Here is a 25,341-nt window from a genome sequence, read left to right on the forward strand (position 1 = left end):
CTATAGCGTTAATAAGGGGCCCTTCCTTACCGGCGGGGGCGGAGGGTGGTGGTGGCGACGGTCGCGTCCACCGCGGCGAGCAGGTCGGCCAGCGCGGGCGGCAGCAGCCGCCGGGCGGCCGAGATCCGTTGTGCCACCGCGTGCTCGGGCAGGCCCAGCACCCGGAGCATGCCGCCGGCCCGGACCAACGCGGCCAGGGTCGCGTTGCGGATGTCCAACGGCTGGTCCGAGCGCTCCAACACGGCGGCGAGCCGGACCCGGGGCGCGGCCACCCGGTTCGGGTCCCGGCCGGGCCAGCGTACGGTCATCCGCAGGGTCAGGCCGCGTCTGCTCTCCCGGCGCAGCGCGCCCGCGCTGACCAGCCGGAGGCCGACCTGTTCCCGGACCTGGGGGAGGATGAACTCCAGCCAGCCCCGGGCGTCGTATCCGTCGCCGTACCGGACCATCTCGCCCAGCGCCCGGTCCGCGACCGGATCCTGCCAGGCCCGGTTGTCGGCGACGAAGACCTCGCCCCGGGTGATGGTGATCCGCCCGGCCAGGGCGAGTTCGGCGAGGATCGCACCGGCCAGGGCGGCGTCGAGCAGGTTCGCGGCGGCCAGAGGACGCCCGTTGTAGTCGTCGTGTCCGATGAGGAACAGCTCATCGGCGAGTCGTTCGGTATCGCCCAGGAACTTGTTCATGGCTCGTCTCCGGCCCCGCCCGGTACCGTCGTGACGCTTCGGTAGCTCCGCGTGTTGATGCAGGACGCTACGGCAAGGAATGACGGCGCTCAACCCGTTCGTGGTAGTTGCGTCGGGCAATGGACCCAGCGGGCCGGAAACTGTCGGATGCCCGTACAAACTTGTCGCCCGGCGAAAACGGCCATAACCTCTGCTGATTGTCGATCGACAATGTTTTGACCGGCCAGGAGCGACCGCACATGCCAACCGAGCCGCCCGTCCCCGGTAACCCGCCCCGCCCCGGCCGACTGGGGGCCGGACGGCTCGCGACCTACGCCACCGCCGCCGCCGCGCCGCTGACGGCGGTCGGTGGCGTCATGCCCATCATGTACGCGGTCAGCGGCAACACCGGCGCCGCGTTCTGCTTCCTGGTGCTGACGATCGTGCTCGCCGTCTTCGCCGTCGGCTACACCGCGATGAGCCGGTACGTGCCGAACCCGGGTGCCTTCTCCTCGTACGTCGCGAAAGGGCTCGGCCGGGCCGGTGCGGTCTCCGCCGCTTTTGTCGGCCTGCTGGCGTACAACGCGATCCAGATCGGTCTGTACGGACTCGCCGGTGCGATTCTCGCGGACTTCGCCGGCGTGGAATTTTCACTCGTACTCGACTGGTGGATCTGGGCGTTGGTGGCCTGGGCGGTGGTCGGTCTGCTCGGCGTACTCCGGTGGGAGCTCTCCGGGACGGTTGTCACCGTATTCCTGGTCCTGGAATTGCTCGTGCTGGCCACCCTCGTGGTGTTCGCGATCGCCAATCCGGCCGGTGGCCGGACGAGTGCCACCGGCCTCGACCCGGGCAGCCTCTCGGTGGCCGGTCTCGGCGCGGTGCTGGCCCTGGGCACGATCTCGTTCGTCGGCGTCGAGTCGGCGCCGGCCCACCGCGCCGAGGTGACCGACCCCAGGCGCACCGTCGCCCGCGCCACCTACCTGTCGGTTGTCGCGACCGGCACCTGCTACGCGCTCTGCGCCTGGGCGTTCACCGTTGCCACCGGGCCGGAGAACACCTCGACGGTGGCCGCCGTCGCCGGGCCGGGACTGGTCGCCGACATTCTCGCCCGGCACGGTGGGGCGGTGCTGGCCGTCGTCGCCCAGGCCCTGCTCGGCACCGCCGTACTGGCCGCCCTGCTCGCCGGGCACCACGCGGTGGCCCGCCAGCTCTACGGGCTGGGGTTCGAGCGGGTGCTGCCCGCCCGACTCGGTCGGGTCGGCGTCCGTACCGGCGCCCCGGTCGCCGCCTCGCTGGTCCAGACCGGCCTGGCCCTGGTGGTGCTGCTCGTCTTCGCCGTCACCGGGCGGGATCCGGTCACCGAACTGTTCACCTGGCTCGGCGGGGTGGGCGCGGTCGGCGTACTGCTGCTGCTGACCCTGACCTCGGTGGCCGTACTCCACTTCTTCAACAGCCGGCCGGACAGCGCACGGGCCCGGTGGCAGCGGCTGGTCGCGCCGACGCTCGCCACCATGGGGCTGAGCGTCCTGCTGGTCCTGCTGCTGGCCGACTTCGGGGCGTTGCTCGCCCCCGGCACACCGGCCTACCTGCGTGGTCTGCTGCCCGGTCTGGTGGCGCTGGTCGCGTTGGCCGGTCTGTTCTGGGGGCTCGCGCTCCGGTCGTCGCAGCCGGAGATCTACGCCCGGGTCGGTGGCGGTGCGCTCGAACCGGCCCCGGCCCCGGTGCCGGCCGGCGGCACCCGCCGAGCCGCCGCGTCGACCTGACCGGTACGGGCTTCGTCGGGGCTGCGCACACCGCGCGGCCCGGGCTGGGCTAGCGTCGGATCATGGAGTCTTCGGTCGATCCGCGGGCCCGGCGGCTGTTCGGGGGCAGCGCCGCCGAACTGGGCGACCTCGCCGCCAGCCCGTTCCGGGCCGACCGGGACCGGATCGTCAGCTCGCCCTTCCTCGCCCGGCTCGGCGGGGTCACCCAGGTGATCAGTCCGGGCGGCTCCGGCCTGCTCGTACACAACCGGCTGACGCACAGCCTCAAGGTCGCCCAGGTCGGTCGGGCGATCGCCGAGCGGCTGGTCGGTGACGAGCGCTACCGGGACCTGCTCGACAAGCTCGGCGGCTGTGACCCGGACGTGGTGGAGGCGGCGGCGCTCGCCCACGACCTGGGGCACCCGCCGTTCGGGCACCTGGGCGAACAGGTGCTCGACCGGGTCGCCCGGCAACGGCTCGGCCTGGCCGACGGGTTCGAGGGCAACGCGCAGTCGTACCGGATCGTCACCAGCACGGAGATCCGGGGCATGGCGACCATCGGCCTGGACCTCACCGCCGCCGTCCGGGCCGCCATCCTGAAATACCCGTGGACCCGGTCGGGTTACCCGGACCCGCATCCCCGACAGTTCGACCCGCCGCCGCGCGGGGCGACCCCGCCACCGGAGGAGCCGGAGAGCGGTTCGGCCAAGTTCGGCGCGTACAGCACCGAGGTCGAGGACCTGCGGCAGGCACGGGCGCCGTTCGCCGGGCGGATCGCCGACTGGCAGCAGACCGTCGAGGCGTCGGTGATGGACACCGCCGACGACATCGCGTACGCGATCCACGACGTGGAGGACTTCCACCGGGTGGGCGTGCTGCGCCAGGGCGCGGTCGCCGCCGAGTTGCTCGGCTGGCAGCGGGAAAGCGCCCAGTTCCGGTCGATGACCGACGCGATCCTCGAGCACGGGTCACGCCGCCCGGGCGCCTCGATCGAACGGCTGCGCCGGCAACTGCACCGCAAGGACGCCTGGGTCAGCGACGACCGGGCCTTCGCGGACGCGGTCGAACACGTACGCCTGGAACTGGTCGACGGCCTGCTCTCCGCGCCCTTCGACGGTTCGATCGAGGCCGAGCAGGGCGTCTCCCGGTTCTCCGCCCGGTGGACCCGACGGCTGGTGGACGCGATCACGGTGGTGCCCGACCCGCCGATGCGGTCCGGACACGTGCTGTTGGCCCGGCCGCAGTGGCACGAGGTGCAGGTGCTCAAGTTCGTCCACCACCAGTTCGTGCTCGCCCGGCCCGACCTCGCGCTGCACCAGCGTGGTCAGGCCCGGCTGCTGGACACCCTGGTGGAGGCCCTGCTCGACTGGATTCTCGACCCCCGGGAGGTGGCCCGCCTGCCACGCCGACTGCACGACCTGATCGAGCTGGCCGAGGCCGAGCTGCACCCGCGTACGGCCGACCGGGCGGCCAAGGCGCGCGGCCGGGCGATCGTCGACTTCGTCGCCTCGCTGACCGACGGTCAGGCGGTGGCGTTGCTGGATGCCCTCTCCGGCCGGTCGGGGCAGCTCTGGACCGACGCGTTCGTGCTCTGAGCCGAGCCGGTCGGGGTCGTCGCGCCGGGCCAGCGGGGGTCCGCGCGCCGAGCCGGCCCGAGCCACGCCGAGCCGGCTCAGACGATCTCCTGCCACCAGCCGTCCACCGGCGGCGGCAGGTCGACCACCACCCGCTCGCCGGGGCGAGGCACGGCCAGCCGGACGCCCCGCGCCTTCGCCTCCCGCCACAACCGGTCGACCGGTTCGGCCCACGAGTGCACGGCCAGGTTGAACGTCGCCCAGTGCACCGGGATCAGCAGGTCCCCACGGAGGTCCAGGTGGGCGGTGACCGCCTCCTCCGGGAACATGTGGATCTCGGGCCAGGCCGGGGCGTACGCGCCGACCTGGATGAGCGTGACGTCGAACGGACCGTGTTGGCGCCCGATCTCGGCGTAGCCGGAGAAGTAGCCGGAGTCGCCGGAGTAGAAGACCCGGCGGGTCGGCCCGGCGACCACCCACGACCCCCACAGGGTCCGGTTGCGGGTGAACGCCCGCCCGGAGAAGTGCTGGGCCGCCGTGGCGGTGAAGCGCAGCCCGGCCAGTTCGACGCTCTCCGACCAGTCCAGCTCGATGATCCGCGAGTCCGGTACGCCCCACCGGGCGAGGTGGGCACCGACGCCGAGCGGGACCAGGAACGGGGCCGTCTGGAGCCGCAGCAACCCGCGTACGGTGACCAGGTCGAGGTGGTCGTAGTGGTCGTGGGAGATGAGGATGGCGTCGACCGTGGGTAGTGTGTCCAGGCCGACCGGGGCGGGGTGCAGGCGGCGCGGCCCCACCAGCCTCGACGGGGAGCACCGCTCGCTCCACATCGGGTCGACCAGCACCCGCCGCCCCTCGATCTCCAGCAGGGCGGAGGCGTGGCCGTACCAGATCACGCCGAGTTCTCCGGGCGACGCGTCAGCCCGGTCGGCCGGTCCCGCGGCGACCAGCGGGACCGGGTCGGCGGGCTTGCGCCGGTGACCACCGAAGAGGAACTGGAACAGCACGTTGCGCCCGGATTCGGCCATCACGGCCCGGGTGGTCGCCTGGTTGCGGAACCCGTCGCCCTCGAACTGCGGGGACGCGCGCAGCCGGGCCGCCCGGTCGCCGCTGGCGCCGGCGCCGAGCGCCAACGGGATGTCCCGGACCGCCCAGACCGCGGCTCCGACCGCGGTCAGGGCGAGCGCCGCCCCGGCCCGTCGCCGCCAGCGGCGCCGCGCTGCCACCCGACCGGTCCCGACCCGGCCCAGTACGTCTCCACCCCGCCCACGCGTCACTCGGACATCCTCGCTTGTCGTGACCGGCGGCATGCGGCCGGTGCCGGTCGACCTCCCGGTAGGGGAAGTAGCCGTCCGATCGGCTGGCGAACTCCAGTCGATCATCTACGGTACCTAGGATGATCCGGTTGGTAGCGTGATGCGCCTGCTTGTCGACCAGGCGACGGAAGGATCCACGCGGGGGGCGATCTCGATGCGACGCTCGGCTCCGCGTGCCCGTTCCGCACGGACACCGGCGTTCGGCTCGCTGACGTACCTCGCCGCCGGGACCGCCCTCGCCGCGCTCTACGTGGCCGACCTCGCCGAGTGGCTCTCCGTCGTGCTGCTCGCCCTGGTGGGAAGCGGTACGGCCGTCGCTCTGGTGATGGGGCCGCGTTGGCACCGGGCCGCCCCGCGACACCCCTGGCACCTGCTCAGCGCGGCCAGCGTCCTGTTCCTGGTCGGCGTGCTGATCCGCCCCTGGGCCACCGACCGGACCGGCCTGTCGGTGCTGACCGCCGACGCGTTCACCGTGCCCGGTTACCTCGTCCTGATCGCCGGCATCGGCGGCCTGCTGCGGGCCAGGGGCGGACTGCAACGTCACGCCGTGATCGACGGTCTGATCGTCTGTCTCGGTGCCGCCTGCGCCTCGGTGCTGCTGCTGAGCATGCCGGCCGCCTCGATGCAGGGCCGCCCGGCGATGGTGTCGGCGCTCGCCGGGGCGTACCCGATCTTCGACGTGGTGCTGCTGCTCCTGCTGGTCAACCTGGCCTTCACCACGGCCGCCCGGCGGCCCAGCTTCTGGCTGCTGGTCGGCATGATGACCGCGCTGCTCGTCGGCGACCTGGCGTACGCGATCGTCGGGCTGGTGGCCACCCTGCCCGCGGCGCCGATCGTCGACCTGCCCTTCCTCCTCGCGTTCGCGCTGGCCGGTGCCGCCGCGTTGCACCCCTCGGTGGTCTACCTCGGCCGGGCCACGCCGCCGCCGGTGCAGGCCTGGTCCTGGCCGAGACTGGTGCTGATCTGCCCGGCCCTGGCCGCGCCGTTCGTGCTGACCGCGCTGCTGCGCGAGCCGACGCTGGCCGAACGGCTGGTGCCGGCGCTGGCCGGGGCGGCGATGGTGGCGTTGCTGCTGACCCGCGCGGTCTCCGCCGTGCAGGGCTACGCCACCGCCCAGCGCCGGTACGAGCACCACGCCACCCACGACCCGCTCACCGGGCTGCCCAACCGGCTCGCGCTCTCCCGCAAGGTCAGCCGGCTGCTCGGCGGGACCTCGGCCACGTACGACGCGATCTGGGTCTATTTCCTCGACCTCGACGGTTTCAAGATGGTCAACGACTCGTGGGGGCACGACACCGGGGACCAGCTCATCGTCGAGGTCGGCCGGCGGCTACGGGCGCTGGTACCGGCCCCGGCCACGGTGGCCCGGGTCGGCGGGGACGAGTTCGTGATCGTGCTCGGCGCCGACCGCGACGAGGCGGTCGCGCTGGCCGAACGGATCCTCGCCTCGTTCGCCGTACCGCTCCAGGTGGGCGGCGTGGAGGTGGTGGTGAACACCTCGGTCGGCCTGGCCGGCGTCACCGTCGGCGCGGCGGGCGGCGCGGCCGGCCGGGTGGCCCAACGCAGGGGTGGCAGCACCGGCGGCCTGCCCACCGCGGCAACCCCGGCCCAGCACGAGGCGGCCCCGGTGACCGCCGAGTCGCTGATGCGGGACGCGGACGTGGCGATGTACCACGCGAAGGCCGAGGGGCCGGGCAACTGGGCGCTGTTCGACACCTCAATGCGCGACCGGGTACGCGAACGGGTCGAGATCGAGTTCGCCCTCCGCCACGCCCTGGCCAGGCACCAGCTCCACCTGGTCTACCAACCGATCGTCGAGCTCAGCGACGGGCGCCTGGTCGGCGCGGAGGCGCTGATCCGCTGGGACCACCCGGTACGGGGCGCGGTCTCCCCGGTCGACTTCATCTCCATCGCCGAGGACACCGGCCTGATCGCCGAGATCGGCGGCTGGGTGCTCGACGAGTCGCTGCGGCAACTCGCCGGCTGGCGCGACGCCGGTGTGGTGGACGACCAGTTCTGGCTCTCGGTCAACGTCTCGCCCCGGCAACTGCGTGACGCCGCCCTGCCGAGGCTGTTGGCCGACGCGCTGACCCGCCACGATCTGCCGGCCCGGGTGGTGGTGCTGGAGATAACCGAGTCGGTGATGGTCGACACCGCCACCGTGACCGACCAGGTTCTGGCGCAACTGCGCCGGATGGGCGTACGGGTGGTGGTCGACGACTTCGGCACCGGCTACTCCGCGCTCGGCTACCTGCGACGTCACCCGGTCACCGGGGTCAAGGTCGACCGGGCGTTTGTCGACGGGCTCGGCGGCAACCCGGAGGACGAGGAGATCGTCCGGGCCGTGGTAGCCATGAGCAGCGCCCTGCGGCTCAGCGTGGTCGCCGAGGGGGTGGAGACCCCGACCCAGCGCCAGGTGCTGGAGACCCTGGGTGTGCTGTACGGCCAGGGGCGGCTCTGGGACGGCCCGGTCCCGCCCGAGGTCTTCGTACAACGCTGGTCCGGCCTCGCCGTTTGAGCGTAAGGAAGGGCCCCTTATTAACGCTATGCGTTAATAAGGGGCCCTTCCTTACACCTCAGTCGGTGCCGGGTTCGCCGCCGCGCCGGCTGGCCGCCTTGAGGTAGTCGCGGTTGAGCCGGCCGATGGTGGAGAGCGGGATGCCCTTGGGACAGACCGCGGTGCACTCGCCCATGTTGGTGCAGCCGCCGAAGCCCTCCAGATCCTGCTGCGTCACCATGCCGAGCACCCGGCCGTTGCGCTCCGGCTGTCCCTGCGGAAGCAGGCTCAGGTGGGTCACCTTGGCCGCCGTGAACAGCATCGAGGAGCCGTTAGGGCAGGCCGCGACGCAGGCGCCGCAGCCGATGCAGGCGGCCGACTCGAACGCCGCGTCGGCGTCCGACTTCGGCACCGGCTGGCTGTGCGCCTCCGGCGCGCTGCCGGTCGGCACCGAGATGTAACCGCCGGCCGCGATGATCCGGTCGAACGCGCTCCGGTCGACCACCAGGTCCTTCACCACCGGGAAGGCACGGGCCCGCCACGGCTCGATGTCGATGGTCTGCCCGTCGGAGAAGTGCCGCATGTGCAGTTGACAGACGGTCGTCGCCGGCTCCGGACCGTGCGGTACGCCGTTGACCACCATGCCGCAGGCACCGCAGATGCCCTCCCGGCAGTCGTGGTCGAACGCCACCGGTTCCGCCCCGTCGAGGATCAGGCGCTCGTTGAGCACGTCGAGCATCTCCAGGAACGACATGTCGGGGGAGACGTCGTCGACCTGGTAGGAGACCATCCGGCCGGGATCGGCCGGTCCGGACTGTCGCCAGATGCGCAGGGTCAGATTCACTTGTAACTCCGCTGGCTGGGGTGGACGTACTCGAAGTTGAGGTCTTCCCGGTGCAGCACCGGTGGGCGGTCGGCGCCGTTGAACTCCCAGGCCGCGACGTAGCTGAAGTGCTCGTCGTCGCGCTGCGCCTCGCCCTCCGGGGTCTGGCTCTCGGCCCGGAAGTGCCCGCCGCAGGACTCGGTACGGTGCAGCGCGTCGACGCACATCAGCTCGGCCAACTCGAAGAAGTCGGCCACCCGACCGGCCTTCTCCAGCGACTGGTTGATGCCCTCGGCGTCACCCGAGACCTTGACCCGGCGCCAGTACTGCTCGCGCAGGGCCCGGATCTGCTCGATCGCCTTGCGCAGCCCGGCGTCGGTACGTTCCATCCCGCAGTGTTCCCACATGATCTGACCCAGCTCGCGGTGGAACGAGTCGACCGTACGGTCTCCGTTGACCGCGAGCAGCCGGGCCAGCCGGTCCTCGACGTCGCCCCGCGCGGCGACCACCTCGGGGTGGTTGTCGTCGATCGGCTCGAACGGTCCGGCGGAGAGGTAGTTCGCAATGGTGTTCGGCAGCACGAAGTAGCCGTCGGCCAGGCCCTGCATCAGCGCGGAGGCGCCGAGCCGGTTGGCGCCGTGGTCGGAGAAGTTCGCCTCACCGATGACGAACAGGCCGGGGATGGTGGCCTGGAGGTCGTAGTCGACCCAGAGCCCGCCCATGGTGTAGTGCACGGCGGGATAGATCCGCATCGGCACCTGGTACGGGTTCTCGCCGGTGATCCGTTCGTACATCTCGAAGAGGTTGCCGTACCGCTCCTCGACGGTGTGCCGGCCGAGCCGGTTGATCGCGTCGGCGAAGTCGAGGTAGACGCCGAGCCCGGTCGGGCCGACCCCGTGCCCCGAGTCGCAGACGTTCTTCGCCGCCCGGGAGGCGATGTCCCGGGGGACCAGGTTGCCGAAGGCGGGGTACATCCGCTCCAGGAAGTAGTCCCGCTCGTCCTCCGGGATGTCGGCCGGGTTGCGGTCGTCGCGCGCCTGCTTCGGCACCCAGACCCGGCCGTCGTTGCGCAGTGACTCGCTCATCAGGGTCAGCTTCGACTGGTGGTCGCCGGAGACCGGGATGCAGGTCGGGTGGATCTGGGTGTAGCAGGGATTGGCGAAGTACGCGCCCTTGCGGTGCGCCCGCCAGGTCGCGGTGACGTTGCAGCCCTTGGCGTTGGTGGAGAGGTAGAAGACGTTGCCGTACCCGCCGGAGGCGAGCACCACGGCGTCCGCGTACTCGGTGCTGATCTCGCCGGTGAGCAGGTCGCGTACGACGATGCCCCGGGCCCGGCCGTCGACCACGATCAGCTCCAGCATCTCGTGCCGGGTGTGCATCTCGACCCGGCCGAGCGCCACCTGCCGTTCCAGCGCCTGGTACGCCCCGAGCAGGAGCTGCTGACCCGTCTGGCCCCGGGCGTAGAAGGTGCGCTGCACCTGCGCACCGCCGAACGAACGGGTGTCGAGCAGCCCGCCGTACTCGCGGGCGAACGGCACCCCCTGGGCCACCGCCTGGTCGATGATGTTCACCGAGACCTCGGCGAGCCGGTGCACGTTCGACTCGCGGGCGCGGAAGTCGCCGCCCTTGACCGTGTCGTAGAACAACCGGTGTACGGAGTCACCGTCGTTGCGGTAGTTCTTCGCCGCGTTGATGCCGCCCTGGGCGGCGATCGAGTGGGCCCGGCGCGGGCTGTCCTGGTAGCAGTAGGACTTCACCCGGTAGCCGAGTTCGGCCAGCGTGGCGGCGGCCGACCCGCCGGCCAGCCCGGTGCCGACGACCAGCACCGTGAGCTTGCGCCGGTTCGCCGGGTTGACCAGCTTGGCCTCGAAGCGACGACGTTCCCAGCGGGTCTCGATCGGCCCGTCCGGCGCCAACGTGTCGGCGATGGGCTCGCCGATGCTGAACATCTCCATGGTCATGCCACCCATCCGGCTAGTACGGCGAAGGGAACCAGCAGGTAGCCGCCGCAGAGCACGACGGCGAAGGCGAGTGCGGTGGCACGGGCCCGGCGCTCGCCCTTCGGTGACTGCTGGCCGAGGCTGCGGAAGGCACTGAACAAACCGTGCCGCAGGTGGAAGCCGAGCGCGACGATGGCCAGGGTGTAGACCAGGGTCACGTACCAGCGTTCCGGGGCGAAGTCGGCGACCACGTTCGCGTACGGGCGGCGCGGGTCGCCGACCGGGTTGAGCGTTCCGGTGGTCAGATCGAGCAGGTGGTAGACCACGAAGAGCAGGATGATCACCCCGCCCCAGCGCATGGTCCGGGCCGCGTAGCTGGCCTGTACGGGCTTGCGGTGGACGTACCGGACCGGGCGGGCCTTCCGGGCCGCCACGGCGAGCGAGGTCGCCGCCCAGATGTGCAGCAGCAGGGCGATGGTGAGCGCGCCGCGCTGGAGCCAGAGGTACCAGACCTCGGGCAGCAGCGGCGTACCGATGGTCCGCAGCCAGTGCGCGTAGTGGTCGAACGAGTGCGCGCCGAAGAAGATCTTGAGGTTGCCGATCATGTGCGCGATGAGGAAGAGCACCAGCAGGATGCCCGTCACCGCCATCACTGCCTTCTTGCCGACCGATGAGCGGACCGGCGAACGCGTTTCTACTGCCACCTGACCGACGCTAGGAGAGCTGTGATTAGTCGTCCAATGCATCGAAGCCGCAGTGTCGATAGCTGTAGGCTATACAAGTGCAGCTCCACCAGTTGCGGTACTTCGTAGCGGTCGCAGAAAACCGGCATTTCACCCAGGCGGCCGATATTGTCGGCATCACCCAGCCCTCGCTGAGTAAGCAAATTCACGCCCTGGAAGTTGATCTCGGCGCCCCGCTCTTCGACCGGATCCGGGGAAACATCACCCTCACCGCCGCCGGAGAGGTCCTGCTACCCCTGGCCAAACGGATCCTCGCCGACGTCGAGGCGGCCCGGGGCGAGGTGCAGGAGCTGGTCGGCGTACGGCGGGGTCGGGTTCGGCTCGGCGCCACGCCGAGCCTGGTCACCTCGCTCGCCCCGCAGGTGTTGCGCCGGTTCCGCGACGCCCACCCGAACGTCGACCTGCGGGTGGAGGAGGGCGGCTCACAAGACCTGGTCCGGGACCTGCTCCGGGGCGAACTCGACCTGGCCCTGATCATCCAGCCGGCGCCCGGCCCCGATCCCGCGCTGCGGGTCGAGCCGATCCTCCGGGAGAGCCTGGTGGTCGCCTCGCTCGACCCGTTGCCGCAGGCCACCCCGATGGGCACCCTGCGCCTGGTCGACCTGCGCGACCAGCCGATGGTCATGTTCCGCGAAGGGTACGACCTGCGCGACGTCACCCTCGCGGCGTGCCGGGACGCCGGTTTCGAACCCGCGCTGGCGGTCGACGGCGGCGAGATGGACGCCGTGCTCAGCTTTGTCGAGGCGGGACTCGGCGTGGCCCTGGTGCCCGGCATCGTGGTGGCCCGACGACCCAGGATCCGGGTCACCCAACTGGCCCCGCCCGGCGTACGGCGGACCATCGCGCTGGCCCGCCGCCGCGAAGCCGTACCGACGCACGCCGCCCGGGCGCTGCGCGGGATCCTGCTCAACTACGTGCGCACCGCCGCCGAACAGGGCGCACTCCCGCCCGGCGTCGAACCGCTGTAGCCCGGTCGTCGGTCCGGTTCAGGTCGTCGGTCCGGTTCAGGCCGGGACAGGGGGCGTCGTGCTGCCGCGGTGCCGGGTCAGACGTGGATGTCGAGGAGGAGCGGCACCGGCAGCTCGCCGTCGGTCACCTCGGCCATCACCGTCTTGTGTTCGGCGTCGATCGGGAAGGGCGACTCCGCGAAGGCTCGTAGCGCCGCCTCGTAGTCGGCCGATTCCACCGCGTAGACGAGCACCGGCCCGTCCACCGTCGAGAGGATGAATCCCTGCTCGTGGGTGACACCCTCATTGACGAAGGTCTCCCGGATCTCGTCCGCGCGACCGCCGGCCTCGGCCAACCATGCCCTGAGCCGGCCGACCTTGTCGGGGCGGATGCGGAGCACCTTCAGCTTGATCATTGGCGTCTCACCCGTCTTGCCCGTCCTGATGGCACTTGCCGGTTCAGGCTAGGTCGCCGGACGCCAACCCCTCGAACCCAGCGGGAGTGGTTGTGACCCGGGCCATCGGCGTCCGGCTGGGAAGCCGTCACTCGGATCGGTGCTACATCAAAGAACGTGTACGTACACGTTCTTTCGTGTACGAGATGAGCGAGTCATGCCCGGCGCGCGAACCCGATCATCCGTACGCCCGTGGTGGCGCCGGACCGCGGACGGGGCGAACCGTCGAGATCCGGCGCCACCACGGCAACCGAGTGCCGGTCAGGTGACCGTGATGACCACCTGGGCCGAGGTGGTCGCCCCGCTGCTGTCGGTGACGGTCAACCGGGCGGTGTACGAGCCCCGCCGGGTGTACGTGTGACTCGTCGAAGCGCCGTGCACGATCGCGGCGTTGTTGCCGAAGTCCCACGAGTAGTCGGTGATCGTCCGGCCGGGGGCGACGACCGCGTTGCTCGTGAAGCTGACCGCCCGTGGTGCCGTACCGGAGGTCGGGGTGGCGGTGATGCTCACCGTCGTACCGCTCTCCTGTTTGACGCCGGCGCCGTTGAACCGCAACCAGTCCAGCGACATCAGGTCCGGCGTGCCGCCGACCTGGGCGGGGTTGACGAAGACGGCGTAGAGCGTGAACGTGCCGCCGGGATTGGTCAGGTTGACCGTCGGCGAGATGACGTTGTCCCAGCCACCGCTGCTCGGGATGGTGGCGGTGCCGAGCAGTTGCCCGGTCGGCGAGCCGGCCCGGAACTCGATGTTCCCGCCGGTGCTGCCCGAACTCGCCCCGACCGTGACCGAGCTGATGCTCCGCAGGTTGACCGGGCTGTAGCTCACCCACTCGTTGTGGTCGATGTCGCCGAGCCGCTTGCCGGCGCGGGCGGTCGCCCGGTCGAGCACCTGGATGCCGGAGTGCGCCCCGTCGAAGTGCTCGGCCTCCTTGTTCTTCACCTGCAACTCCACCAGGGTCGAGCCGACCAGCGCCGGTACGCCGCCGGTGCCACCGCCGTCGGTGTACTGGGCGGTGAGCAGGGTGAAGAGGTTCTGGCCCGGCCCGTGCCCGTCACCGGCGCTGCTGTCGGTCACCGCGACCCCGGAGCAACCGGTGTAGTTGTCCAGCGGGTGGGCGTGCGAGTCGTGTCCGAGCTGGGTCTGCACGATCACCCGGGAGCAGTCGATCGTGCCCTCCTCCGGGTCGGTCACCGTCACCGTGTACGGCACCCGGTTGCCGAACTCGAAGAAGCCGCCGTTGGGCACGCTCAGCGTCACCGTCGGCCTGGTGTTGCCGACGGTGATCTCGGTGGTCGCCACCGCGTTGGCGCCGCCGGTGCCGGTCACCGTGAGCCGGGCGGTGAACCGGCCCCGGTTGGTGTAGGTGTACGTCGGGTTCACGGCGGTCGAGTCGGTGCTGCCGTTGCCGTCGAAGTCCCAGGCGTAGCTGATCGGGGCGCCGTCGCCGGAGGCGGAGCCGGCGCTGGAGAAGTTGACGGTCAACGGCGCCGGGCCGCTGTCCCGGTTGACGCCCACCTTCGCCACCGGCGGTCGACCGTTGGCCACGTAGTCGATCCGGTAGATGCCGGCGCCCTCGTTGGTGCCGCCCCGGCCGCTGCCGGTGCCGGCGCCGAAGTCGATGACGTAGAGCGAGCCGTCCGGCCCGAACTCCGCCTCGAAGGGCTGGATCCAGGAGAAGTCACCGAGCACACCGTTGATCGACTGGAGGTCACCGACGGCGGTCGGGCCGAACCGGGGGGTGGTGAAGCTCTGCGCGGTGCTGTGGGTGGAGATCGTCTTGAACCACTTGCGGGTCAGTTCGTAGACGAGCCACTTGCCCTCGTAGTACTGGGGGAACTTGGTCAGCCGGGGGTTGGCCGGGTCGAAGTCGTACGAGGGTCCGCCCATCGGGCCACCACCGCCGGTGCCCACCTCGGGGAACTGGGCCGAGGCCGAGTACGCGTACCAGACCAGGGCGGAGCGGGCGGCCGGCAGGTTGGTCAGCCCGGTGTTGTTCGGCGAGTTGTTGACCAGCGCCGAGCAGTTGAACTTCGCCCCGGAGGTCGAGGTGGCGAAGTTGTAGTCGTTGAACGGGATGTTGTTGCCGATGCAGTACGGCCAGCCGTAGTTTCCGGCGCTGGTGATCCGGTTGAACTCGACCGTTCCCTCCGGACCCCGGTTCGGGTTCGCCGCCGTCGCGTCCGGTCCGTAGTCGGCGACCAGTACCGCGTTGGTGATCGGGTCGACGGTGATCCGGAACGGGTTGCGCATGCCCATCGCGTAGATCTCCGCGCGGGTCTGGGCGGTGCCGGGGGCGAACAGGTTGCCGCTCGGCACGGTGTAGGTGCCGTCGCTCTGTGGCCGGATCCGCAGGATCTTGCCCCGCAGGTCGTTGGTGTTGCCCGAGGTGGCCTGCGCGTCCCAGGCCCGCCGACCGCTGCGCTCGTCGATCGGGGTGAAGCCGCTGGAGTCGAACGGGTCGGTGTTGTCGCCGATGGCCGCGTACAGGTTGCCCTGCTTGTCCATGGCGAGCGAGCCGCCCATGTGCGAGTTCGCCCGACCCTCGCCGCGATAGGTGGGGATGGTCAGCAGCCGCCGCTCACTGGTCAGGGCGATGGAGTTGCCGGTGACCGTGAACCTGGAGAGGTTCAACTGGTTCAGCGTCTTGTCCGACCAGAGCAGGTAGATCCAGTTGTTGGTGGCGAAGTTGTTGTCCAGCGTCATGCCGATCAACCCGTCGGACTGGCTGGTCTGGGCGGGGGTGTAGGCGAAGTCGACCAGGGTGGTGAGGCTCAGGTTGCTCTGGTCGATCACCTTCACCGCGCCGGTGCGCTGGATGTAGAAGACCCGCCGGTCCGGCGCCACGGCCAGCTCGAACGGGTCGGCCAGGTCGGCGCTGACCAGCGGTACGCGCTGGAAGTTGCTGCTCTTGGTCGCCCCGCAGTCGCCCGGGACCGCGCCGGCCGCCCACTCGATGCCGCCGCGCAGGTGGTTGAGGAAGTGCGGTTCGCTGAACGAGGAGGAGGCGTGCCCACCGGCGGTGTACCAGGACCGGCCGCCCTCGAAGTTCTGGCACCAGGAGTACGCGTGGTCCACGCCCTCGTCCAGCCCGTTGATCCCGTCACGGACCTTGATCTGGGCGAGCGTGTGCACCTTGTTGGTGGGGTTGGTGCGCCAGTTGTACCACTCCTCGCTGCGCTCCCAGAGCTCCGGCAGCGTCTGGGTGGAGGGGTGGGCCCGGTCCAGCACCTTGATCCGTCCCGGGAAGACGCCGCCGGTGGAGCTGAAGTCGGGGTGGTGGTCGAAGATCGTGCCGACCAGTCCCTCGTACCAGGTCCAGTCCCGTTCGCTGGCGGTCGCCGCGTGCAGCCCGACCCAGCCCCCGCCCTGCCTGATGAAGTTCTGGAAGGCGGTCCGCTGGGCGGCGTTGAGCAGGTCACCCGAGCCGGGGATCGAGTTGGTGTTGTTGAAGACCAGGGCGTCGAACCGGGCCAGGTTGGCATCGGTGAACGCGGCCGCGTCGGTGGTCGCCTCGACCTCGAAGTCGTGGTCGAGCCCGAGTTGTTGGATCGCGGCGACGCCGGCCGGGATCGAGTCGTGGTAGAAGTTCGTGGTCTTCGAGAAGACCAGCACCCGGAACCGGGCCGCTGCCGATGCGGAGGCCGGCGCCGGGGCGATGGTCAGGACGAGGGCCGCGATCGCCAGCAGGGCGACCGGGATGGAACGTAAGCGTCTCATGCAGGCGCTCCCGGTAATAGGGACGGATAAATGGAAAGCGCTTTCCTGCCGCCGACGGATCAAGCCTACGTAACCAATCCGAAATGGTCAATATGTAAAGCTCGGGGCCGGTCCGGAGTCGTATTCGCGGATCGGTGAAAGAGCGGGAAAGGCTTTTCTGACATTGCCGTAATCGATCATGTGGGGTCGGCGTCGCGTACCCGGGTGGCGAGTCCGATGTGGGCGGCGGTGGCCAGGGTCGCGATGGCCAGCCCGGTCACCGCGGCAACGGCGAGCCCGGCGGCGGTCATCGCGGTCGCCACCAGTCCCGCCGGCAGCCAGGTCCAGACCGGAAGCGGTCTGGCCGGGCGGCCGCGTCGGCGGCGCCACGCCTCGGTGGCCATCGGCACGATCAGCGGCGGCAACGTCGCGGCGAGCACCGCCAACCAGGGCAGCAGCAGCCGGTCGAAGCGGGCCACGGCGAGCAGCGCGCCGGGCACCGCGACAACCAGCATGGCGGCCGTCGACGAGAGCGCCGGCCAGCCGCCGCGCAGCGCCAACGCCCCGGAGTACGTCGTGGTCAGTGCCGGCGCGAAGACCGCCGCGGCGACAAAGAGGTTGCCGTACGCGGCGACGCCGGGCGTACCGGCCAGCACCGCGACCACGTCGGTGGAGCCGGTACGCAGCCACACCCCGGCCCCGGCGACGCCGACCGCCACCGCCGGTGCGACCAGCAGCAGTACGCACCAGCCCAGGTCACGCCGGCTGGCCAGGCCCCGGCTGAAGTCCGGGGCGCGCAACGCGAACACCGAGACGTAGCCGGCCATCGCGGCGATGTCGGCCGCCGTGTTCCAGCCGCCCGGCTCCAGGGTCACCGGGGCGGTCGCCGGCCGCAACCGGGCCACGCAGACCGCCACCAACCCGAGCGCGGCCAGCGTGGTGCCGACCGCGATCCGGTTGCCGAGCCGGGGCGAGGCGTACGAGACGGCGAGCACCGCCCCGGAGAGCAGCAGCGCGCCGGCCGGGCCGGGCAGCCCGGTCACGCTGGCCAGCGACGCCCCGCCCAGCCCGACGTTGAAACCGAACCAGCCGATCATCGCGACCCCGAGCACCACACTCAGCACCGCCCGCCCGCTCCGGCCGAGGTAGCGGGGCGCCACCTCGGTCAGCGTGCCGCCCTCCCCGTACGGCGGGCGGACCCCGAGCGCACCCTGGCCGAGCAGGAGCAGCGCCATCAGCGCGGCCCCGCCGGCAAACGCGAGTACGGGCACCGCGCCGTGGTGCCGGTCGGCCATGCCAGCGCCCAGGATCAGCGCCGCCGGGGCGGCGCCCAGCCCCAGCCAGGCCCCGGCGGCGGCGGTCCACCGCCGGGGCGGGTCGAGGTCGGCGGAGTGCCCGCCCAGCGGGGCGATCAGTGGTTGGCCCCGGCCCCGAGCAGCTCCCTGATCTGCGCCGACAGCCGGTCGAACCGGGGATCGGACATCACCTTCGCGTACGCCCGCTCGGGCGGCAGGTCGACCGGCAGCGTACGGACGATCCGGCCGGGTCGGGGGCTCATCACCTCCACCCGGGTGCCGAGGAAGACCGCCTCGGCGATGGAGTGGGTGACCAGCAGGATGGTGGTGCCGGTCTCCCGCCAGATCCGGTTCAGCTCGGTGTTGAGCTGCTCCCGGGTCAGCGCGTCGAGCGCGCCGAACGGCTCGTCCATCAGCAGCACCCGGGGCTGGTGCAGCAGCGCCCGGCAGAGCGCCACCCGCTGCTGCATCCCGCCGGAGAGTTCGTGCGGCAGCGCCTGCTCGAAACCGGTCAGCCCGGTCAGTTCGATCAGCTCGTCGGCCCGCCGGGCGGCCAGCTTCCGGTCCAGCCCGCGCATCTCCGCCTGCAACAGGATGTTGCGGCGGGCGCCACGCCACTCCAGCAACGCGGCCCGCTGGAACACGAAGCCGATCTCCCGCTGCGGCCTGGTGACCGGCTGGCCGAGCAGCGAGACCGAGCCGCTGGTCGGCCGGACCAGCCCCGCCACGATCTTCAGCAGGGTGGACTTGCCACAGCCCGACGGACCCACGATGGTGACGAACTCACCGGGCTCGGCCCGCAGGGTCACGTTCTCGACCGCCGTGGTCTGCGACCGCTTGGACCGGAAACGTACGGTCAGGTCGGTCAGGTCGACCGCGGTGCCGGTGGTGGTGGCGCTGGTCATCGTCGACTCATCCCTGGCTGGTGTAAGCGCTGTCCCAGTACTTCTCCGGTCCGCCCGCGTCCTTGAGCTCGGCGTACCGGCTCATCAGGTCGATGGTCTCGGTCCACTTGGTCGGCGGGTTCACCCCGGGCGCCGCGCCGGGCGCCACGTCGAGCAGTGGTACGGCCAGCGTGAGCTGCTTGACCAGCACCTCCTTGGCCGGCTCGTTCTCGGCCAGCTCGACCATCGCGTCGGTGGCCCCGGGGATGTCCTTGGCCGCCTCGGCCCACGACTTCTGGGTCGCCCGGACGAACGCCCTGACCAGCTCGGGGTCCTTGCTCAGGGTGGCCTCGTTGGCCACGATCCCGGTGCCGAGCATGTTCATGCCCCAGTCGGCGTAGAGCAGGTAGTCGACCTTCTTGCCGGTTTTCGCCTCGATCGTCGGCGCCTGGTCGTGGAAGAAGCCCTGGATCGCGTCGACCCGACCCTCGGCCAGCGCGGCGACCTTGCCGGCGGCGTCCAGGTTGACCACCTTGACGTCGCTCTCGGCCAGCCCGTTCGCCTTCAACCAGGCCGGGAAGGTGGCGTAGATGGCGTCACCGGGGGTGCCGCCGACGGTCTTGCCCTTGAGGTCGGCGGGCTTGCTGATGCCCTTGTCGGCCAGGAACTCGATCGACGTCGGTCCCTTCTGGAGGAACACCCCGACGCTCTTGACCTTCATGCCGGTGGCGATCGCCTTGAGCATCGGCGGGGTGTCGGCCCAGCCGAAGTCGGTCTGCTGCTGGGCCACGGCCTGGATGGTCTTGCCCGAGCCGCCGCCCGGCTTGATCTCCAGCTCGATCCCCTCGGCCTCGTAGTAGCCCTTCTGCACGCCGTAGTAGAACGGCGCGTGCTCGCCGTACGGCACCCAGTTCAGGGTGAGGGTGACCTTCTTCTGGCCCTCGGCGTTGGTCGGCTGCTCCTCGGCACCGCCGCAGGCGGCGACCGAGGCGAGCAGGAGCAGCGTGGTGGCGGTGAACGCGAGACGTCTCATGGCGGTGCGCCTCCTGTGCGGTCGGGACGGTACGGGCGGGAAGTGCTGCCTTCCGGTTCGTGCTCCGGTCGGCCTCAGGACGTGGTCAGCGGTACGCCCGAGCGACGGCTCGCGTGCCAGGGGATGAGCAGCGCCTCGGCCACCTCTACGACCACGAAGAGCACGATGCCGATCAGCGACATCAGGAACAGGTCGGCGAAGAGCAGCGCGGCGTCGAGGTTGCCGTTGGCCAGCAGCAGCACGTACCCGAGGCCCTCGTCGGCACCGACGAACTCGCCGACCACGGCACCGACCACGGCCAGCGTCACGGCCACCTTGAGGCCGGACATCAGGTGCGGCAGGGCGTTGGGGAAGCGGATCCGGCGGAAGGTCTTCCACGGGCCGGCGCCCATGGTCGCGGCGAGGTCGATCAGCTCCGGGTCGGTCGAGCGCAGCCCGGCCACCCCGGAGATGACCACGGGGAAGAACGCGATCAGCACGGCCAGCACGATCTTCGGCGTGAAGCCGACCCCGAACCAGACGACCAGCAGCGGGGCGATCGCGATCTTCGGGATCACCTGGGCGAAGAGCACGATCGGGTAGATCGCCTTCTCCATCGTGGGGGAGTAGGCGATCAGGATGGCCGTACCGAGGCCGAGCAGGGCGGCGAGGACAAAGCCGATGACCGTCTCGTAGAGCGTGACGTAGGTGTTGCGGAGCAGGAACGACCACTGGTCGACCATCGTGGTCCAGACCTGACCGGGCGTCGGCACCAGGTAGTTGGGCACGTACTCGCGGGCCGCGACGAACCACCAGACGCCGACCAGCGCGGCGAGCAGCAGCGCCGGGCGCCAGGTCGCCTCGGCCAGTCGGACCAGGCGACCGCCGATAATCGGCCGGGTCGGTGGGGCGGTTCGCCCGACCGGCGTACGCGAACCGGGGTCACCGGCGGCCGGGGCCACGGGATCGGGCGGCGCGACCGGGGTGGCCAGGTCGACGGCCTCGTCGGTGCGGTCGGACACGGGGTCTCCTCCTCGGTGGTCGGAAGTCCCGCAGGGGTGGTGGCGGTGGAGCGCTCGGGGTTCGGGCAAGCGCTTTCTCGGGACAGTAGAAGGAATGCTCCACTTTGGGCAAGGCCTTTCCCATAACGATCATCGATACCACCGAGATCGATGACCGGGATCGGTCGGCCGGTGGTCCGCACGACGAGCCGTACTACGAACCGGTGGTCGCCCCCTGGCCCAGGGCGGCGAGGCGCAGGCCGACCTGCTCGGCGTTCGGGTGCCCGAGCCGGGTGAGGATCTCCAACGCGTCCCGCAGGGCCGTCCGGGCGGCCTCGATCTCGCCCCGGTCGCGCAGCGTCTCGCCGAGATGGGCCAGGATCTCCGCCTCGTTGTACTGGTCGCGGAAGCCGCGGACCAGGTCCAGGGCGCGTTGGTAGCAGTCGACCGCCTGGTCGTACTCGCCGAGGTGGTGGTGGGCGTAACCCAGGCTGTCCCAGGCACCCGCCTCGGCGTGCGGGTCCCCGATCTCCCGGTTCAGCGCCACCGCCTCGGTGCAGTACGTCAACGCCGCCGTGTAGTCGGCCAGCATCACGTGCAACCAGCCCAGGTTGTTCAGGGTCACGGCCTCCCCGGCGCGATCCCCGATCTCCCGGTAGAGCGTCAGCGCCCGCCGGTTGTGGGCCAGACCGTCCCTCGGCCGGTCCTGCTGGTCACAGACCCAGCCCAGCCCACGGTGGGTGTGCGCCTGGAGCGCCCGGTCACCGAGCTCCTCGTACAGCTCGAGCGCCTGGCGGTGGTGCAGGTGGGCGTCGTCGAGCCGGCCCATCAGGGTGTAGGCCAGACCGAGGCTGCGGTAGCTGTGCGCCTGCCGGGTGCGGTCGGCGAGCCGGTGCGCCGCGCCGAGCGCGGTCCGCTGGGTCCCCGCCCAGTCGTGCCAGTGCCCGTGGTCGTCGAGGAAGCCCTCCAGGGCCCGCGCCAGGTCCCACGCGTCGGAGTCGAAACCGGCGTCCACCGCCGAGTCGACCACCCCCAGCAGCACCAGGTGCTCCCGCTGGAACCAGGAGAGCGCCTCGGCCCGGCCGCCCAACCGTTCCGGAGCCGTGGCCGGTGGCGGGGGCGGGTCGGCCGGGGCCGGATACCGGTCCGGGTCGAGCAGCCGGGCCGCGTTCCCGGCCCCGCGCAGGTAGTGGTCGAGCAGCCGGTGCAGCGCCTGTTCGCGTACGCCGGCGGGGTGGTCCCGCTCGGCCACCTCGGCCGCGTACAGGCGAACCAGGTCGTGCAGCCGGTAACGGCCGGGGGAGTCCTGCTGCACCAGGTGCGCCTCGTGCAGCTCCTGCAACCGGACCCTGGTCCGGCCGAGTGGCAGCCCGGTCAGGCTGGCCGCGGCCGGCAGACCGATGTCCGGCCCGGAGGCGAGACCGAGCAACCCGAAGACGGTCGCCGTCTCCGGGCCCAGCGACCGGTACGAGGCGGCGAAGACCGTACGCAGGTCGGTGCTCAGATCCCCGCCGGTCAGTACGTCGAGCCGGGTGCCCGACTCGGTCAGCTCGTCGGCCAGGGCCTGGAGCGGGAATCCGGGATGCGTCGCCGCCTGCGCCGCCACGATGCCCAGCGCCAGCGGCAGCCCGGCGCAGCGGTCGAGAATCGCGTCCACGCTCGCCGGCTCGGCCGTCGTCCGGGCCGGGCCGAGCAGCCGGGCGAGCAACGCCTGCGACTCGTCCCGGCTCAGCACGTCCAGCGCGAGCGGCTGGGCCCCGTGGGCGGTGACCAGCCCGGCGAGCCGACGCCGGCTGGTCAGCAGCACGGTGCAGCTCGGGCTGCCCGGCAGCAGCGGCACCACCTGCGCGGTGTCGTGCGCGTTGTCGAGCACGACCAGCAGCCGCCGGTCCGCGACCAGGCTGCGGTAGAGCCCGGCCTGCGCGTCCAGGTCGGCCGGCACGGACGAGGGTGCCACGCCGAGTGCGTCGAGGAAACCGCGGAGCGCGACCAGCGGCGACATCGGCGCGGCGGACGGGTCGAAGCCGCGCAGGTTGACGTAGAGCTGGCCGTCGGGGAACCGGTCGGTGTTGTCGTGCGCCCAGCGCAGGGCCAGCCAGGTCTTGCCCACCCCACCCGGTCCGCTGATGGCCAGCACGGTGACGCTGGGCTCGCCGGCCCGGCCGTCGCAGCTCTCGGTCAGCGCCGACAGCTCCCGCGTACGGCCGCTGAACATCGGCGGCGGGGTGGGCAACTGCCGGATGGCCGGGCCCACCGCCGGTGCGGCAACCGCCCTCGACTCGGCACGGCCGGCGAGAGCGGGGTCGGCGTTGAGTATGCGCAGGTGCAGGTCCCGCAGGTCCGGTCCGGGGTCGACGCCCAGCGTCTCGGACAACTGGTGCCGGACCCGCTGGTACTGACCGAGCGCCTCGGCCTGCCGGCCGCTGCGGTAGAGGGCGAGCATGAGTTGCCCGGCGAGGCGTTCGTCGAGTGGCTGCTCGGCGGAGCGGTGGGTGAGCTGAGGGAGCAGCGTGGCGTGCTGGCCACAGCGCAACGCGGCGTCGACCCGGTCGTGCGCCACGGCCAGCCGTTCCTGCTCCAGCGACTCGCGCAGGCTGTTGAACCACGGGGTGTCCAGGCCGGCGAACGGGTCGCCGCGCCACAACGCGGTCGCCTGGTCGAACCGGCGCAGGGCGTCGTCGTCCCGCTCGGCGCCGCGCGCCTTCGACACCAGGTGGTGGAAGCGGTGCAGGTCCACCACCATCGGGTCGGCGGTCAGGAGGTAACCGCCGGCCCGTCGTCCGAGGCCGACCTCGTCCGCGCCGGAGAGGCAGCGGCGCAGGCGGGACAGGTATCCGTAGACCGCGTTCTGGGCCCGCTGTGGCCGCCGGTCCGCCCACACCCGCTCGACCAACTGCTCGACCTGTACGACCTTGTTGACGTCGACCAGTAGTGCCGCCAGCACGCTGCGTTGCCGGGCGTGGCCGAGTTCGACCGCGTCACCGGCGAGGTGCGCTTCGACGTTTCCCAGCAGTCCGAATTCCACCGCCACCGTCGCCCCGCTCGCTTCCCCCGCTTGAACAGGCAATTCAAGCTTCTCCGAAGGTTTGTCCACAGTGTTGCACGTACCATCCGCGCCTTTACCCGGTTGCTGACGGCTTTGCGTGATCCTGCAACGCCGATCACGGTCACGGGTACGCCACCCTCGACGCACCACGGGTCCGTTCCGTCGGGCGACAGCGGTGTTGGTATGTACGGCAGGAGGTGACGCGAGATGGCCGTTGCGTCGACGATGGACATGTCCGGTACCCGCGACGACACCGACGACCTGAGCGCGGTGCACCGCAACGACGAGCGGTGGCGGTGTGTGGACTGCCTGGCCGAGTGGCCGTGCCGGGTGGCCCGGCGGCGACTGCTGGTGCTCTACCGGCGCGAACCCGCGCGGCTGGTGACGTACGTGCGGCACTTCCGGGACCGGGCCGCGGTCGACCTGCCCGCGCTCTCGACCCGGGAACTGGACCTGCGCTTCTTCGGCTGGGTGCCGGCCTCGACGCTGGCCGCGCGACGGCGGCGCCCAGCCTGAACGTGTGTTCCCACCCCGCTCCCCGGCAAGGGCGGGGTGGGAACCACGCCCGTCAGTGCACGGGGTAGGTGTCCAGCAGCCCGCACATGCCCTGCCGGGCCCGCTCCCGGGGCTCGGCGAACTCACGCACCGCCGCGTCGGCCAGGTGCGGCGCCTCGCCCCGGGCGAGCGCGTCCAGGTGCTCGCCGGTCTGCTCGGCCGCCCGCAGCGCGCCCGCGCGCCACCGGTCCCGCCACGCGTCGAGTTGCGGTCGTACCAGTCGGATCGCGGCGGCGTGGAACTCCCGCAACGGGGCGAGGTCGCCGTCGACGGCCCGGTCCCGGAGCCGCTCGAAGCCGCGTACGGCAAGGTCACGTCGGGCGTACGCGGCGGCCGGGTCGCCGCCGGGGGCACCGCCGCCGGGCAGGGCCACCGCGGCGGCGTACCGGGTCGGGTCGGCGAGGAGTTCGGGCGGCAGGGTGAGCACCGCGTCGCCGGCCTCGGGCAGGCCGCTGTTCTGCATCAGCACGACGATCTCCAGCCCGCCGTGGTTGACCAGGCGGTGGATCGTGCCCGGGGCGAACCAGACCACCGCACCCGGGCGCAGCGGGGTCTCCCGGTAGCCGGACAGGGTGAGGGTCTGCACCTGGCCGGTGCCGGCCGCCACCACGTACGCCTCGGCGCAGCAGAGGTGCAGGTGCGGCGTACCGCCGACGGTGCCGTCGGGTGCGACCGTGTCGTAGACGCAGAGCCGGGAGACGCCGACGCCACCGGGCAGGGGCAGGGGAAACGGTTCGGACTGGCCGGTCATGCGGACCACCGTTCATGGGAAAGGGTTTTCCTGCGGCCCGTTCGACGCTAGTCTCCGGCGTTGACGACCGTCAACGCGTACGCCTGTCGGGGCTGGTCCGGACGGAGGCCGCCGATGACCACACTCGCCGACGTCGCCCGGCTGGCCGGGGTCTCCCCGGCGACCGTCTCCCGGATCGTCAGTCGCAGTGCCCGGCGGGTGGCGCCGGAGTTGCGGGAGCGGGTGTTGGCGGCGGTCGAGGAACTCCAGTACGTCCCCAACGCCCACGCCCAACTACTCGCCCGCAACCACCGCTCCGCCGTCGGCGTCGTCGTCCACGACGTCTCCGACCCCTACTTCGCCGAAATCACCCGCGGCCTCCAACGCGTCGCCACCGAACACGGCCGACTCGTCATCATCTGCAAC

The 25,341-nt window shown here is 71.4% G+C and carries 19 protein-coding genes; 6 read left to right on the forward strand and 13 right to left on the reverse strand.

Translation table 11 applies throughout. The annotated features are described in order from the left end of the window. Positions 1 to 26: 26 nt before the first annotated feature. On the reverse strand, positions 27 to 680 hold the full coding sequence (locus ACI2K4_RS10915) for a GPP34 family phosphoprotein (protein WP_404510260.1): 654 nt from the start codon (positions 678 to 680) through the stop codon (positions 27 to 29). Positions 681 to 919: 239 nt separating this feature from the next. Between ACI2K4_RS10915 and ACI2K4_RS10920 the strand changes: the two genes are divergently transcribed. Together ACI2K4_RS10920 and ACI2K4_RS10925 are read left to right on the forward strand one after the other, a co-directional pair. Beyond that, positions 920 to 2,422, forward strand: a complete 1,503-nt coding sequence (locus ACI2K4_RS10920; protein WP_404510261.1) for an APC family permease — start codon at positions 920 to 922, stop codon at positions 2,420 to 2,422. A 62-nt stretch (positions 2,423 to 2,484) separates the two neighbouring features. Next, on the forward strand, positions 2,485 to 3,996 hold the full coding sequence (locus ACI2K4_RS10925) for a deoxyguanosinetriphosphate triphosphohydrolase family protein (RefSeq protein ID WP_404510262.1): 1,512 nt from the start codon (positions 2,485 to 2,487) through the stop codon (positions 3,994 to 3,996). 77 nt (positions 3,997 to 4,073) lie between these two features. On the opposite strand, the gene ACI2K4_RS10930 is transcribed toward ACI2K4_RS10925, so the two are convergent. Beyond that, a complete protein-coding gene (locus ACI2K4_RS10930; RefSeq protein WP_404510322.1) occupies positions 4,074 to 5,153 on the reverse strand; it encodes an MBL fold metallo-hydrolase in 1,080 nt (359 codons plus the stop codon). 292 nt (positions 5,154 to 5,445) lie between these two features. Between ACI2K4_RS10930 and ACI2K4_RS10935 the strand changes: the two genes are divergently transcribed. Beyond that, positions 5,446 to 7,809, forward strand: coding sequence for a putative bifunctional diguanylate cyclase/phosphodiesterase (locus ACI2K4_RS10935; RefSeq protein WP_404510263.1), 2,364 nt, complete (start codon positions 5,446 to 5,448; stop codon positions 7,807 to 7,809). 58 nt (positions 7,810 to 7,867) lie between these two features. Here the strand turns inward: ACI2K4_RS10935 and ACI2K4_RS10940 are convergent, their stop codons facing one another. Genes ACI2K4_RS10940 through ACI2K4_RS10950 form a run of 3 tightly spaced genes read right to left on the reverse strand, consistent with a single transcriptional unit; the run spans position 7,868 to position 11,255 of the window. Continuing rightward, positions 7,868 to 8,632, reverse strand: a complete 765-nt coding sequence (locus ACI2K4_RS10940) for a succinate dehydrogenase/fumarate reductase iron-sulfur subunit (protein ID WP_404510264.1) — start codon at positions 8,630 to 8,632, stop codon at positions 7,868 to 7,870. Next, positions 8,629 to 10,566, reverse strand: a complete 1,938-nt coding sequence (locus tag ACI2K4_RS10945; RefSeq protein ID WP_404510323.1) for a fumarate reductase/succinate dehydrogenase flavoprotein subunit — start codon at positions 10,564 to 10,566, stop codon at positions 8,629 to 8,631. Before ACI2K4_RS10945 ends, ACI2K4_RS10940 begins: the two co-directional genes overlap by 4 nt. A gap of 2 nt (positions 10,567 to 10,568) precedes the next feature. Beyond that, positions 10,569 to 11,255 carry a succinate dehydrogenase cytochrome b subunit gene (locus ACI2K4_RS10950; protein ID WP_404510265.1) on the reverse strand — a complete coding sequence of 229 codons (687 nt, stop codon included), beginning with the start codon at positions 11,253 to 11,255 and terminating at the stop codon, positions 10,569 to 10,571. Between the two features lie 71 nt (positions 11,256 to 11,326). Here ACI2K4_RS10950 and ACI2K4_RS10955 point away from each other — a divergent pair, with 71 nt between their 5' ends. Further along, a complete protein-coding gene (locus ACI2K4_RS10955; protein ID WP_404510324.1) occupies positions 11,327 to 12,262 on the forward strand; it encodes a LysR family transcriptional regulator in 936 nt (311 codons plus the stop codon). 77 nt (positions 12,263 to 12,339) lie between these two features. On the opposite strand, the gene ACI2K4_RS10960 is transcribed toward ACI2K4_RS10955, so the two are convergent. From ACI2K4_RS10960 to ACI2K4_RS10990, 7 genes are all read right to left on the reverse strand, one after another. Further along, positions 12,340 to 12,657, reverse strand: coding sequence for a DUF6176 family protein (locus ACI2K4_RS10960; protein WP_404510266.1), 318 nt, complete (start codon positions 12,655 to 12,657; stop codon positions 12,340 to 12,342). A gap of 300 nt (positions 12,658 to 12,957) precedes the next feature. Beyond that, the gene (locus tag ACI2K4_RS10965; protein ID WP_404510267.1) at positions 12,958 to 16,413 is read right to left on the reverse strand and encodes a ThuA domain-containing protein; all 3,456 of its coding nucleotides are present in this window, start codon (positions 16,411 to 16,413) and stop codon (positions 12,958 to 12,960) included. A 176-nt stretch (positions 16,414 to 16,589) separates the two neighbouring features. Further along, positions 16,590 to 17,687 (reverse strand): hypothetical protein, encoded by a 1,098-nt coding sequence (locus tag ACI2K4_RS10970; protein ID WP_404510268.1) that lies wholly within the window; start codon positions 17,685 to 17,687, stop codon positions 16,590 to 16,592. Between the two features lie 116 nt (positions 17,688 to 17,803). After that, entirely contained in the window at positions 17,804 to 18,592 is a 789-nt protein-coding gene (locus ACI2K4_RS10975; RefSeq protein ID WP_404510269.1) for an ABC transporter ATP-binding protein, read from the reverse strand. A gap of 7 nt (positions 18,593 to 18,599) precedes the next feature. Next, positions 18,600 to 19,604 (reverse strand): ABC transporter substrate-binding protein, encoded by a 1,005-nt coding sequence (locus ACI2K4_RS10980; protein WP_404510270.1) that lies wholly within the window; start codon positions 19,602 to 19,604, stop codon positions 18,600 to 18,602. 74 nt (positions 19,605 to 19,678) lie between these two features. Next, the gene (locus ACI2K4_RS10985; RefSeq protein WP_404510271.1) at positions 19,679 to 20,605 is read right to left on the reverse strand and encodes an ABC transporter permease; all 927 of its coding nucleotides are present in this window, start codon (positions 20,603 to 20,605) and stop codon (positions 19,679 to 19,681) included. A gap of 193 nt (positions 20,606 to 20,798) precedes the next feature. Further along, positions 20,799 to 23,615 (reverse strand): BTAD domain-containing putative transcriptional regulator, encoded by a 2,817-nt coding sequence (locus tag ACI2K4_RS10990; RefSeq protein ID WP_404510272.1) that lies wholly within the window; start codon positions 23,613 to 23,615, stop codon positions 20,799 to 20,801. A 222-nt stretch (positions 23,616 to 23,837) separates the two neighbouring features. Between ACI2K4_RS10990 and ACI2K4_RS10995 the strand changes: the two genes are divergently transcribed. After that, positions 23,838 to 24,146, forward strand: coding sequence for a hypothetical protein (locus ACI2K4_RS10995; RefSeq protein WP_404510273.1), 309 nt, complete (start codon positions 23,838 to 23,840; stop codon positions 24,144 to 24,146). Between the two features lie 52 nt (positions 24,147 to 24,198). Here the strand turns inward: ACI2K4_RS10995 and ACI2K4_RS11000 are convergent, their stop codons facing one another. After that, entirely contained in the window at positions 24,199 to 24,936 is a 738-nt protein-coding gene (locus ACI2K4_RS11000) for a cupin domain-containing protein (RefSeq protein WP_404510274.1), read from the reverse strand. Positions 24,937 to 25,050: 114 nt separating this feature from the next. Between ACI2K4_RS11000 and ACI2K4_RS11005 the strand changes: the two genes are divergently transcribed. Next, on the forward strand, positions 25,051 to 25,341 hold a 291-nt coding region (locus ACI2K4_RS11005), incomplete at its 3' end, for a LacI family DNA-binding transcriptional regulator (protein ID WP_404510275.1).

This window comes from Micromonospora sp. NPDC050397 (assembly GCF_044901685.1).
Lineage (GTDB): Bacteria > Actinomycetota > Actinomycetes > Mycobacteriales > Micromonosporaceae > Micromonospora_G.